The sequence below is a fragment of the Longimicrobium terrae genome, from assembly GCF_014202995.1.
In the GTDB taxonomy this organism is placed as follows: Bacteria; Gemmatimonadota; Gemmatimonadetes; order Longimicrobiales; family Longimicrobiaceae; genus Longimicrobium; species Longimicrobium terrae.
Genome location: NZ_JACHIA010000006.1, coordinates 272,517 through 285,305 on the forward strand (window position 1 = coordinate 272,517; position 12,789 = coordinate 285,305).

Annotated in this window: 9 protein-coding genes; 5 read left to right on the plus strand and 4 right to left on the minus strand. The window is 69.6% G+C overall.

Translation table 11 applies throughout. The annotated features are described in order from the left end of the window. Positions 1–360 precede the first annotated feature (360 nt). On the minus strand, positions 361–1,038 hold the full coding sequence (locus HNQ61_RS12905) for a class I SAM-dependent methyltransferase (protein WP_170033498.1): 678 nt from the start codon (positions 1,036–1,038) through the stop codon (positions 361–363). 107 nt (positions 1,039–1,145) lie between these two features. Here HNQ61_RS12905 and HNQ61_RS12910 point away from each other — a divergent pair, with 107 nt between their 5' ends. The 4 genes from HNQ61_RS12910 to HNQ61_RS12925 all read left to right on the plus strand — a co-directional run bounded on the left by HNQ61_RS12910 (position 1,146) and on the right by HNQ61_RS12925 (position 7,391). Beyond that, a complete protein-coding gene (locus HNQ61_RS12910) occupies positions 1,146–2,399 on the plus strand; it encodes a sensor histidine kinase (RefSeq protein ID WP_170033500.1) in 1,254 nt (417 codons plus the stop codon). A 1,023-nt stretch (positions 2,400–3,422) separates the two neighbouring features. Further along, complete coding sequence (locus HNQ61_RS12915) at positions 3,423–4,787, plus strand: sigma-54-dependent transcriptional regulator (RefSeq protein ID WP_170033502.1); 1,365 nt, start codon at positions 3,423–3,425, stop codon at positions 4,785–4,787. 169 nt (positions 4,788–4,956) lie between these two features. After that, on the plus strand, positions 4,957–6,759 hold the full coding sequence (locus HNQ61_RS12920) for a BamA/TamA family outer membrane protein (RefSeq protein WP_170033504.1): 1,803 nt from the start codon (positions 4,957–4,959) through the stop codon (positions 6,757–6,759). Further along, positions 6,756–7,391, plus strand: coding sequence for a hypothetical protein (locus tag HNQ61_RS12925; protein ID WP_170033506.1), 636 nt, complete (start codon positions 6,756–6,758; stop codon positions 7,389–7,391). Before HNQ61_RS12920 ends, HNQ61_RS12925 begins: the two co-directional genes overlap by 4 nt. Before the next feature lie 86 nt (positions 7,392–7,477). On the opposite strand, the gene HNQ61_RS12930 is transcribed toward HNQ61_RS12925, so the two are convergent. The 3 genes from HNQ61_RS12930 to gcvP form a co-directional block, all read right to left on the minus strand. Further along, positions 7,478–7,891, minus strand: a complete 414-nt coding sequence (locus HNQ61_RS12930) for a type II TA system antitoxin MqsA family protein (RefSeq protein ID WP_170033508.1) — start codon at positions 7,889–7,891, stop codon at positions 7,478–7,480. Positions 7,892–7,897: 6 nt separating this feature from the next. Beyond that, the gene (locus HNQ61_RS12935) at positions 7,898–8,200 is read right to left on the minus strand and encodes a type II toxin-antitoxin system MqsR family toxin (RefSeq protein ID WP_170033510.1); all 303 of its coding nucleotides are present in this window, start codon (positions 8,198–8,200) and stop codon (positions 7,898–7,900) included. A gap of 447 nt (positions 8,201–8,647) precedes the next feature. Continuing rightward, positions 8,648–11,515 (minus strand): aminomethyl-transferring glycine dehydrogenase, encoded by a 2,868-nt coding sequence (gene gcvP, locus HNQ61_RS12940; RefSeq protein WP_205761352.1) that lies wholly within the window; start codon positions 11,513–11,515, stop codon positions 8,648–8,650. 472 nt (positions 11,516–11,987) lie between these two features. Between gcvP and HNQ61_RS12945 the strand changes: the two genes are divergently transcribed. Beyond that, on the plus strand, positions 11,988–12,734 hold the full coding sequence (locus tag HNQ61_RS12945; RefSeq protein ID WP_170033512.1) for a metallophosphoesterase: 747 nt from the start codon (positions 11,988–11,990) through the stop codon (positions 12,732–12,734). The last annotated feature ends 55 nt before the right edge of the window (positions 12,735–12,789 follow it).

Sequence of the window (12,789 nt, forward strand, 5' to 3'; positions counted from 1 at the left end):
GCAAGCGGGAGAGGGGGCGCCGTTTGGCGCCACGAGAGGTTCGGCTCGCGCCTGACACCTCGCGGGCCCCTCCCCGGCCCTCCCCGTGCAAACAGACGCACGGAGAGGGAGAATTCGCGCCCGATTCACAAACGCGGGCAGTTGAAGCCTCGAACCGGATGCGCCAGCGGCCGGTGTCGGGGCTTCGCGCTGTTTGAGCGGCGGATTTATTCGCTCAAGACAATCCGCTCACGCGACGATCCACGCCTCGCACTCTGAACTGTCCGCCCGCCAACAACCCTCCCCCAGTCTGTGTTGGGGGAGGGTGGGTGAGTCATGCGAACCCGGGTGGGGGCCGCCGTGGAGCCTGGGATCCGACGCCTACTCCGGCGCGCGGAGGCGGTGGATGCGCACCAGGCTTTCCGCCTGCGCGGCGGACGGCTCGCGGCGCTCATCCGCCACATCCACCTCCCATCCCAGCGCCCGCATCCCATCCAGAAACCCGCCCGCGTACACCCGCCCCGGATCGGCGATCAGCGCCACTCCGCCGGGCGCCAGGATGCGCGGAAGCAGATCCATCAACAGATCCGCGTTGCGCTTTTCATACAGCACATCGGCGGCGATCAGGCGGGGGAATTGCTCATGCGGTGGCGGATGATGCCAGTCCAGCGGATCGGTGCGCAGTTCACCCAGCCCGTTGCGCCACGCGTTGGTCCGCGCAAAGGCGAGCGCGTCCGCGTACCAGTCCGTGGCCAGCGCATCCGCACCCATGCGCAGCAGCGCCAGCGAGGGAAGCGCCACGCCCGATCCAAGCTCGATCACGCGCGTGCCGCGCCACGCATCCGCCCCGCCGTCCAGCAGGTGCCGGGCGAGCGCGCGGGCGCTGGGCCACAGATCCGCCCAGTACGGAAGCCGTTCATCCACCGCGTATTCGCCCTCGTCGATCAGCTCGTCCGCGGCGCGCGGAAGGAGCACGCTCACCGTCCAGTCCGCGTGGGTGAAGTCCTCCTCGCGGACGGCGTAGCGGGCCCGCAGTCCGGCCTCGTGCGTGTGCGACATCGCTGCAACATCCGTCGTTTTCTTGCTCCCCCGCGTGATCGGGGTCATCTTTCGCGGCGCGGCAAGCTGGCCGCCGCGCGTTCCCTGGTCAACCGTACCCGCTGGTGATGCCTCCTCGGCGCAAGCCATTCGAACGCCGCCTTCGCAAGGCGCTGCTGCTGTTCAGCGTGCTTCCCTCGCTTCTGCTGGTGGGCGTGGGGACGTTCATGCTGTCGCGATCCGTGCGCCTGAACGACGCCGTCGGCGCGTGGGAGCGCGTGGGACGCAGCGGCGGCGACCTGGTTTCGCGCGCGGAGCAGTCCGGCGACACGGCGCTGGCCCGCGCCGCCGCCGTCCACCGCGCGGAGCTGGAGGAATCCATCACCAACGCGCGGCGGTGGGAATATCTGCTCAAGCGCGGCCTGGTCCTCATCCCGCTGGCCGGGCTGGCCGCGGGCGCGCTGCTCGCCGTCCTCGCGCTGCGGGCGTCGCGGCGCATCGGGCGGCGTCTGTCCGCGCCGGTGGAGGAGCTGGCGGACTGGGCGGGGATGATCGGCCAGGGCGAACCGCTTCCCGCTCCGCACGGCCGATCCAAGTCCGACGAGTTCGCCGTCCTTCGCAACGCGCTGCGGCGGATGGCGAGCGAGCTGGAAACGTCGCGCGAGCGGGCGCTGGAGGCCGAGCGGGCGCGCACGTGGATCGGCATGGCGCGGCGCGTGGCGCACGAACTCAAGAACCCGCTCACGCCCATCCGCTTTGCCCTGCGCACGCTGGAGAGGACCGCGCCCCCGCGCGAGGACGCCCGCGAAGCGCTGGAAGTGCTGGCGGCGGAGTCCGGGCGGCTGGAGGAGCTGGCGCGCACCTTTGCGCAGCTGGGCCGCATGCCGGAGGGCCCGCCCAGCGAGATCGATCTGGTGGAGATGCTGGATTACCTGCGCCGCAGCCACCTGCCCGCGGAGCTCCCGTCGTCGCTGCGCGCGCCGGACGACCTGCCGCGCGTGCAGGGCCACCACGACGCGCTGTCCCGCGCGTTCGGCAACCTGCTGCTGAACGCGGGCGAGGCGGTGCAGGGGCGGCCGGGCGCGCGGGTGGATGTGGTTCTGGGGATGCTGGATGGGGAGGTGCAGGTGCGGGTGATGGATGCCGGGCCGGGGATTGCGCCGGAGATCGTGGAGCGCATCTGGGAGCCGGATTTCACCACGCGGGCGCGCGGAACCGGGCTGGGTCTGGCGCTGGTTCAGCAGACGGTGCAGTCGCACGGCGGGCGCGTGTGGGCGCGAACCCGGCCGGAAGGCGGGGCCGAGTTCGGCGTCGCGCTCCCCGTCACCGCGGACGCGGACGCACTCTCCGCCCTCGCTGCCTCCTCCCGCTCCGCCGAGTGACGGGCGCACCGGCTGCTCGAGCGGAAGTGCTTCGAGTGCTTCGCCCTGCGCTCTTTTCGGCGCCCGTGGCGTCATCCTGAGGAGGCGCCGGCGGAAGCATCCGCCGCACACATTCTGGCGCCAACGAAGGATCTGCTATCCGCGGGCGGACGTCTGTGAGAAGCGCGGAGTTGGCTCGGCGGAAAGTAGATCCTTCGGTCGCGCACGGGTTCGGTGTGATGGAGAGAGCGGCGCACGCTCCCTCAGGATGACATGGTGTGGGGTGGTGCGGTGGATGTTGCAGTCCGCGCGTTGCGCGGTGGATGCTGGAGTCCGCGCATTGCGCATTGGATGCTGGAGTCCGCGCGTTGCGCGGTGGATGTTGGAGTCCGCGCGTTGCGCGGTGGATGTTGGGGTCCGCGCGTTGCGCGGTGGATGTTGAAGTCCGCGCGTTGCGTGGTGGATGTTGGGGTCCGCGCGTTGCGCGGTGGATGTTGCAGTCCGCGCGTTGCGCGGTGGATGTTGGAATCCGCGCGTTGCGCGGTGGATGTTGGAGTCCGCGCGTGCGCGGATGGGTCGTTGGCGGTGATGGCGAGGTCGATCGCTGACATTGGCTGATGAGTGCTGGCACCCCGCCCTCGCGCCCAACCATGTCATCCTGAGGAGGCGCCGGCCGAAGCATCGGCCGAACCGGACTCTGGCGCCGACGAAGGATCTGCCATCCGCCGAGCCAACGTCGCCTCCCGCACGCCGGCTCGCCTCCGGAATGCCGATCCATCCGCCACGCACGACGTGGTGGGCAAGAAAGTTGGCGTCCGCCGCGGGTTGAACGCGCGAGGGCGCCGCGGGGCGCATCAGCAGATAATCGAACGACGCGCATCCAGCGGGCGAATCATCCAAGCCGTTCCCGCGCATCCGGTTGCGCGATCCGCCCCCGAAACGCGCATCGCGCGAAAGCCGTCAACGGGGAAACATCAAGCGGCGCGGGGCGTAGAAGGCGGCCCGTTCACTCGCGTCCGCTCCCGCTTCTCCGCACCCAGCGCAATGCCGGCCAGCATCCTGATCGTCGACGACGAAGCCAACATCCGCCGCATGCTGGGCAGCCTGCTTCGCGCGGAAGGCTACCGCACGCGGGAGGCGGGAAGTGGTCTGGGCGCCCTGGCCGAAGTGCAGTCCGAGGAGCCCGACGCCGTGCTCATGGACCTGTACATGGGCTCGGAAAGCGGGCTGGACGCGCTTCCCCGCCTGCGTGAAGCCGCGCCCGAGCTCCCCGTCATCATGATGAGCGGCCGCGCCTCGCTGTCCGACGCGGTCAAGGCCACGCGGCTGGGCGCCTTTCACTTCATCGAAAAGCCGCTCTCCCCCGAAGCCGTCCTGCTGACCCTCGGGTCCGCGCTGGAACTGCGCAAGGCGCGCGACCTGAACCGCGCGCTGCGCGAAGAGCTGGGCGACCGCGACGAGATGGTGGGCCGCAGCCCCGGCGTGGAGCGCGTCCGCCAGATGATCGCGCGCGTGGCGCCCACCGATGCGCGCGTCCTCATCACCGGCGAGTCGGGGACAGGCAAGGAGGTGGCCGCCTCCGCCATCCACTACCGCTCCGGGCGGGCCGGCGGGCCGTTCATCAAGCTGAACTGCGCCGCCATCCCCAAGGACCTGGTGGAGTCGGAGATGTTCGGCCACGAGCGCGGCGCCTTTACCGGCGCCACCGAACGGCGCCGCGGCCGCTTCGAGGTCGCCAGCGGAGGCACGCTCTTTCTGGACGAAATCGGCGACCTGAGCCTGGCCGCGCAGGCCAAGCTGCTGCGCGCGCTGGAGCAGGGCGAGATCGAGCGGGTGGGCGGCACCGAAACCATCACCGTGGACGTGCGCATCCTCACCGCCACCAACAAGGACCTGCGCGCCGAGGTGGCGGCCGGCCGCTTTCGCGAAGACCTGTACTTTCGCCTGCACGTCATCCCCCTGCACCTTCCGCCGCTGCGCGAGCGGCCGGGCGACGTGGCGCTGCTGGTGGATCACTTCATGGCGCACAACCAGCGGCGCCACGCGCTGCGCCCGCCGCGGCTGGAAGCGGCTGCCCTGGAAGCCCTGATCCGCCACCCGTGGCCCGGAAACGTTCGCGAACTGGCGAACATCCTGGAGCGCATCTGCATTCTGTACGCGGGCACGGACGTGGGCGCCGCGGAGATCCGCGCCGTGCTGGCCGGCGCCGGCCCGATGCCGGAAGACGCCCCCGCGTACCGCGACGACGACGAGCGCAGCCTGAACGAGCGGCTGGACGACTACGAGCGCCAGCTGCTGACCGGCGCGCTGGACTCCGCCGAGGGCAATGTGGCGGAGGCCGCGCGCAAGCTGCAGACGGACCGCGGCAACCTGTACCGCCGCATGCGCCGCCTGGACATCGTTCGATAAAGCGCGTCCTCCCCCGCGTCGCAACGACACACACGCGGCGCGGCGCCCGGATCCCGGATTCACGCAACCTCCCGCCGTTCAGGAGGTTGCCCGTTTTTTCCGCCCCGGTACGGCACGTGCCTTCCGGGACGCCACCGCACGACCCTGCCACACCCTTTCTGGAGCCCCGATGCGCCTCCCCGCGCTGATCCTTGCCGCCACCCTGCTGCTGGCCGCCGCGCCCGCGCGCGCCCAGGAGGCGCTGCCGCCGGAGGTGGCGGCCCGCGTCAACGCCACGCTCAACGATGCCGGCACCGACCGCCGCAGCGGCGATACCCGCATCGGCGCGACGGAAATCCTCACCGGCAGCCTGGCCGTCATCGAGGGCAACCTGGAGCTGGCCGGCCGCGTGGACGGCGACGTGGTGGTGCTGAACGGCGCGCTGACGCTGCAGGCCGGGGCGCGGGTGGGCGGCCGCGTGGTGGTGGTGGGCGGCGGGGTGCAGCAGGCGCCGGGCTCCCGCGTGTCCGGCGAGATCGCCACCTTCGCCGACCCGGTGGCCTACTGCCAGATGGGCGTGCGCATCGACGTGAGCGCGGACGGATGCCGCACTCCGCGCACGGCCGCGGCGCCTTCCGCGCAGGCCGGGACGGTGGATGAGGATGGCGCCGCGGCGGACTCGGTGGTGTTCGAGGAGGCCGGCGCGGACGCGGGCGCCGGCCGGCGGGATACGATTGGATACGTGATTCAGGCGGGGCGCAGCTACAACCGCGTGGAAGGCCTCACGCTGGGGGTCGGCGGACGGTACCGGCGGGGCGGCACCAACCCCACGCGGCTGCGCGCCGTCATCATCACCCGCAGCGAAGAGGGACCGCAGCTGGGCCCGGAGCGCTGGGGATACGACCTGCGCGGCGAGCAGTTCGTGGGCGGCACGCAGCGGGTTCGCCTGGGCGCGCGCGCGTTTTCCGTCATCGACCCGATCGAGGACTGGCACCTGACGGACGTGGAGAACAGCTTGGCCGCGCTGTTTCTGCACAGCGACTTTCGTGACCATTACGAGCGGCAGGGGTGGAGCGCGTTCGCCGGTTGGGGCAGAGACGGCGGGCCCGTGCGCGCCACGCTGGAGTACCGCAGCGAACGCCACCGTCCGGTGGCCACGGGCAGCCCCTTTACCCTGTACAAGAACGCGGAACCCTGGCGCCCCCAGCCGCTGGCCGCCGCGGGGCACCTGAAGACGCTGGTGGCGTCCGCGACCGTCGACACGCGCAGCGAATCGTGGGACCCCAGCGCCGGGTGGCTGGTGCGCGGCTCGGTGGAGCAGACGCTGAGCAGCACGCTGCGGGTGGACGAGGTGCTGGCCGCGAGCGACGTATCCGACATCCCCGATGCGGTGGACTACGAACGGGGATGGACGGCGGCCACGGTGGATATCCGCCGCTACAACCGCATCAGCCCGTCGTCGCGGCTCAACCTGCGGCTGGCGGCGGGCGGCACGCTGACGGATCTGCCGCTTCCCGCGCAGCGGCAGCACGCCATGGGCGGCGAGGGCTCGCTTCCGGGGTTCGGGCTCTTTGAACTGGACTGCGGCGCGCGGCAGAGCACGGTGCAGCGCGGCACGGGCGACGACGCGCCTACGTGGTACCTGCGCTACGGCTGCTCGCGCTTTCTGACGCTGCAGGCGGAGTGGCGCGGCGACCTTGCGTTCGGCGTGAACTATCGCGGCGACGGAGATGAGACGGCGGAGGCCGGCGCGGACGGGGAATGGTCCGCGCGCGGACTGCCCTCCTTTGCGGCGGACCTGGGCTGGGTGCTGTTCGTGGATCTGGGCGCGGGATGGAGCCAGGAGGCCAGCTACCGCGACGAGGACACGGCCATCGACGTGGGCGCGGGGATCACCTTTGGCGACTTCGGCGTGTACGCGGCCATCCCCGTCCGCGAAAAGTACGGACGCGGCGGCATGAACGTCTTTGTCCGGCTGGCGCCTCGGTTTTGAGCTTCGCCACCCGGCTCCGCACCGCGGTTCCCCTGCTCCTCTGCCTGACGCTGGCGCTGCCGGCGACGGCGCAGGGGCGCCGTCCGCTGGGCGTGCGCGCCGCGGGCGCGGAGCAGCAGTGGCGCGCCCTGGTGCAAACGCCCGGCGTGCTGCGCGACAGCGGGCTGCGCGAGGCGCTGGACAGCGGCCTGCCCCTGCGCTTCCGGCTGCGCGCCGAACTGTGGCGCAAGGACGAGCCGTTCGACCAGCTGGCCGGCGCGCAGGAGATTTCCCGCGCCGTGCTGCGCGCGCCCCTCGGGGCCGGGTACACGGTGGAGGACGGCCGCGTGCAGCGCCGCTACGCATCCCTCGCGGCCGCCGAGGCGGGGCTGCAGGCGGCGTTCGCGCCCGGGCTGCGGCCTTCCGTGCGCGGCCGCTACTACTACATCGTGCGGCTGGAGGTGGAAACACTTTCCCTTTCGGACCTGGATGAACTGCGGCGCTGGCTGCGGGGCGAGGCGGGGCCGGCGGTCAGCGGGGAAGCGCCCGTGGGGCGCGCGGTGGAGCGGGGGCTGCGCCGCGTGTTCGTGCGCCTGCTCGGCCTGCCCACCCGCCGCTACGAGGCGCGCACCGGCGTCTTCGGCGTGAGATAGCGCCCGTCATCTCCCGAAGTCAGAAGAGCCCCGCCAGTCCGGCGGGGCTCTTCTTTCTTCTCCCGCCTGCCTCCGACAGGCTGTGCTCACGCAGCTTCGCGGGAGCGAGGAACTCCCTTCGGCAGCCGGTCAGGCTCGCCGCGCAGCCTGCGGTACGCACGATCCACCTTGGCGGGCTGGGGGAACAGACCCTGTTCCCACTTGCTGATCAGATCCTCGGCCACCCCGAGTATCTCGCTCATCCGCGCAGGGGTGTGACGGAGCGATTCCCGAACCGCGACCAGTTCTTCTGAGCCAAGGAGACCGTCCCGAACACGAACCGCCGCCGCAACCCTCCGCAGCGATTCATCCATCATCCCGCCACCGTAGAATACCTCTCCACATCGAGCACACTGGTAAGCTGTGTCGTTGATGGTAACCGAGGGTCCACCAGAAGCCTCGAAGGTACGTGGAACCGTCACGAGAGGGGCTTCGCCGTCACACAGATGACAGTACTCCATCGGATCTCACTTGCGTTTGAATTGGATAACGACGGCGCGGTTCCGGTAGATCTGCACCTTCAGGTAGACGAGTGAGCCGGCGAACGGCAGGCGATACACATCCTGCCAATACCCGTCCAACTGCTCAGATTCCATGCTCTTGTAGAAGTGCTCCGGACGCAGTGACCGAACCCCGTCCAGAATTTCGGGCTCCCGGCACTTCAATCCGGCAGCGCCCATTCGCGCGGCGTCGGTGATGCGGTAGCTCCCCGGCCCCGCCGCGACCAGCCGCTGAATCTCCTGCAGATCGTATGTTGGTGTCCCGCGCACCCGTCCCGACCCTGTAAAGAGTAGCAGGTTTCAGACGCTCGCACAAGCGTCCAGTGCGGGAAGGTTTGCGGAGTGGACGAGGTATGCGCAATATGTTTGATTTCGTGCAATCCATTGCCGCCACGCGAGTTAAAAACAAACTCCCTCGCGTTTGGAGTACGGTATTCCGTCCCGCGGCGGCAACGGTGTGGTGGCGCGATCAGCCAACAGAGACCTGCGCGGCTGGGTGAGGATCACGGGTGGCGGGAGACGAGCGTCGGCGTGAGATGCAGGGGCCCTTCGACCGTGAAATCGCGCGCGATCGGCGATCCAAGCGCGGGCTGCGGATGTACGGGAAGGAGTCAGCGACAGCGGGTGCTGACGGGTTCAGCGTGGCGGAAAGCGAACCGGCCCGGCTCTCATGGTGAGAGCCGGGCCGGCGGTGTTGCGGGGGACGAACGTCCGGGGTCAGACCTCGGCGTACATCTCCATCGGCGGGCAGCTGCAGACCAGGTTGCGGTCGCCGGCGGCGTTGTTCACCCGCGCCACGTGCGGCCAGAACTTGCGCTCGCGCACGAACTGCTTGGGAAAGGCCGCGCGCTCGCGGCTGTACCCGTGCGACCACTCGTCCGCCATCACCGTGGCGGCCGTGTGCGGCGCGTGCTTCAGCGGGTTGTCGGCGCGGTCCATGATGCCGAGCTCCACCTCGCGGATCTCCTCGCGAATGCTGATCATGGCCTCGCAGAAGCGGTCCAGCTCGCTCAGCGCCTCGCTCTCGGTCGGCTCGATCATCATCGTCCCCGCGACCGGGAAGCTGACGGTGGGCGCGTGGAAGCCGTAGTCCATCAACCGCTTGGCCACGTCTTCCACTTCGATCCCCGCCGACGCCTTGAGCTGGCGCAGGTCGATGATGCACTCGTGCGCCACCGTGCCGTTGGCGCCGCGGTACAGCACCGGGTAGTGCTCTTCCAGCCGCCGCGCGATGTAGTTGGCGTTCAGGATCGCCACTTCCGTCGCGCGCTTCAGCCCTTCCGCACCCATCAGGTGGATGTAGATGTAGCTGATGGGAAGGATGCTGGGGCTGCCCCACGGCGCCGCCGAAACCGCCGCGCCGCCGCCCACCGCGATCACCGGGTGGCCGGGAAGGAAAGGCTGCAGGTGCTTCGCCACGCAGATGGGGCCCATGCCCGGGCCGCCGCCGCCGTGCGGAATGCAGAACGTCTTGTGCAGGTTCAGGTGGCACACGTCCGCGCCGAAGTCGCCCGGGCGGCACAGCCCCACCTGCGCGTTCATGTTGGCCCCGTCCATGTACACCTGCCCGCCGCGCTTGTGGACGATGTCGCAGATTTCGCGGATCGCCTCTTCAAACACGCCGTGCGTGGACGGATAGGTGATCATCAGCGCGGCCAGGTCGTCCGCGTGCTGGTCGGCCTTCTTGCGCAGGTCCTCCACGTCCACGTTGCCGCTGGCGTCCGTGGCGACGGCGACGACCTTCATCCCCGCCATCACCGCCGACGCCGGGTTGGTGCCGTGCGCGGACTGCGGGATCAGGCAGATGGTGCGCTTGCCCTGGCCGATGCTGTCCAGGTACTCGCGGATCACCAGCAGCCCGGCGAACTCGCCCTGCGAGCCGGCGTTGGGCTGCAGCGACACCGCGTCAAAGCCGGTGATCTCCGCCAGGTCCGCTTCCAGCTGGCGGAACATCTCCAGGTAGCCGGCCGTCTGCTCCGGCGGAGCGAACGGGTGCAGCTTGCTCACTTCCGGCCACGTCACGGGCATCATCTCCACCGTGGCGTTCAGCTTCATGGTGCACGATCCCAGCGGAATCATGCTGTGCGTCAGCGACAGGTCGCGGCTTTCCAGCGTGCGGATGTACCGCAGCATCTCCGTTTCGCTGTGGTAGCGGTTGAAGACGGGATGCGTGAGGAAGTCGCTGCGGCGCGCGAACCCATCGGCGATCTCCGGCGTCAGTCCATCCACCAGTTCGTCGATGGAAAACGGGAGCGCCGTGCCGCGGTTGAGGGCGACGAGCACCTCTTCCACGTCCTCCACGCCCGTCGTTTCGTCCAACGCCACGCAGACGGAGCTGTCGTCGATGCCGCGCAGGTTGATGCCGCGGTCGCGCGCGGCGGCCAGAATGCCCCCGGCGCGCGTGCCCACATCGATGCGCACGGTGTCGAAAAAGGCACCGTGGACCACGCGGTAGTTCAGCCGCTCCGCGCCCGCGGCCAGCAGTTCCGCCAGCGCATGCACGCGCGTGGCGATGGCGCGCAGCCCCTCGGGGCCGTGGTAGACGGCATACATCCCCGCCATCACGGCGAGCAGAACCTGCGCCGTGCAGATGTTGCTGGTGGCCTTTTCACGCCGGATGTGCTGCTCGCGCGTCTGCAGCGCCATGCGCAGCGCCCGCCCGCCGTCCGCGTCCACGCTCACGCCGATGATGCGGCCGGGGATCTGGCGCTTGTATTCGTCGCGGCAGCTGAAGTACGCCGCGTGCGGCCCGCCGAAGCCCATGGGCACGCCCATGCGCTGCGTGGTCCCGACCGCCATGTCCGCGCCCCACTCGCCCGGAGGCGACAGGAGGACGAGGGAAAGCAGGTCCGCCGCGGCGATGACGACGATGCCTTCTTCGCGCGCGCGCTGGGTGAACGGGCGGTAGTCGATGACTTCGCCGTCCGTGGCGGGATACTGCAGCAGCACGCCAAACACGGGCTGCGTGAAATCGAATGATTCGTGGTCGCCCACCACCACGTCCATGCCGCGCGCGGCGGCGCGGGTGCGCACCACGTCGATGGTCTGCGGGTGGCAGAGCGACGACACGAAGAAGGTGTTGCGCTTGTCGCTTCCCGACACGCCGTACGCCACCGCCATCGCCTCGGCGGCGGCGGTGCCTTCGTCCAGCAGCGACGCGTTGGCAATGGGCAGGCCGGTGAGGTCGATGACCATCGTCTGGAAGTTGAGCAGCGCTTCCAGGCGGCCCTGCGCGATTTCGGCCTGATAGGGCGTGTACTGCGTGTACCAGCCCGGATTTTCCAGGATGTTGCGCTGGATGACGGGCGGGGTGATGCAGTCGTGATAGCCCATTCCCAGGTAGCTGCGGAACACGCGGTTGCGCGACATCATCTCGCGGAACTCGCGGATCTGCTCGAATTCGCTGCGTTCCGGGCCCAGGGCCAGGGGCCGGTCCAGGCGAATGGACGCGGGGACCGTGGCGTTCACCAGGTCGTCCATGGTGCCGAAGCCCAGCGTCGCCAGCATGCGCCCGGTTTCCGCGTCATCGGGGCCAATGTGGCGGCGGACAAACGTGTCGGTGTGCGTAAGTGCTGATCTATCCACGATCTACATCCATTCGCAGGTTGCGGGGAAGCCGCGTGAATCTAGTCGGATTCGGGTCCCAAGGCAAAGGGTGCGGAATCCCGTATACACCGGCGCCGCGGGAGGGGTTTGCGGGGTGCGGAAAGGAGCGGGCGACGAGGTTCGATGCGCGGCCGCGGGCCGGGGCCCTCACCCCGCGTGCTGCGCACGACGACCCTCTCCCACGAACGGATGTGGGAGAGGGAGCACACCCCAGTGCCGTGCGTTCCGGATGGTTCGGTGTGGCGGCGGGCTCCCCCCTTCCCCCCAGCCCCCTCGCCCCGCAAGCGGGGGAGGGTGGGCCGGTGGTGCCGGCCCGGGTGGGGGCCGCCCTGAACGCCGAGCGATCACGCTTCAGCTTGTCTGCCGAATCATCGTCCGCCGTTGCGGCCCATCCATCCGCTCCGCAATGTTTCCGGGGACGGCCAGCCGCTCATCCACCGATCGCAATCCCATGAAGATCCACGTTCTGAGCGATCTGCACACGGAGTTCGCGCCGTTCACGCCGGCGGAGGTGGATGCCGACGTCATCGTGCTGGCCGGCGACATCGGCGTGGGGACACGGGGGATTCCGCTCATCCGCGAGTGGTTTCCGGAGCGGCCCGTCGTGTATGTGGCGGGAAACCACGAGTTCTATCGCGAATCCATCCCGCGGCTTTCGGAGAAGCTGGAGGCGGAGGCCGGAGGCACGTCCATCCACGTCCTCGAAAACCGGGCCGTGGTGCTGCACGGAACCCGCTTTCTGGGATGCACGTTGTGGACGGATTTTGATCTGTATCGCGATCCCCTGCGCTGCATGGGTGAGGCGCAATCCGCCATGAACGACTTCCGCACCATCCGCATGCTGCCGGAGTACCGCCGGTTCCGGCCAACAGACGCACGCGTGCTGCACGAACGCAGCGTCCGCTGGCTAGCGCGGCAGCTGGATGAGCCGTTCGACGGAACGACGGTCATCGTGACGCACCACGCGCCTAGTCTGCGCGGTGTCAACCCGCGCTATCGCAACGATCCGGTGACCGCGGCCTACGCCAGCAATCTGGAGGGGATGATGGATGGCCGCGCGGCGCTGTGGATTCACGGCCACACGCATTTCTGCGTGGACTTCGAGCACGGCGGAACGCGCGTTCTCGCCAATCAGCGCGGCTATCCCGATGACGCGGTAGAGGACTTCGATCCCGCACTGGTCGTGGACGTCGCGTAACGGGCGGGGGACGATCCCGAGCCGCGCTTCTTCCCTCCTCATTTCCGCCCGCTTC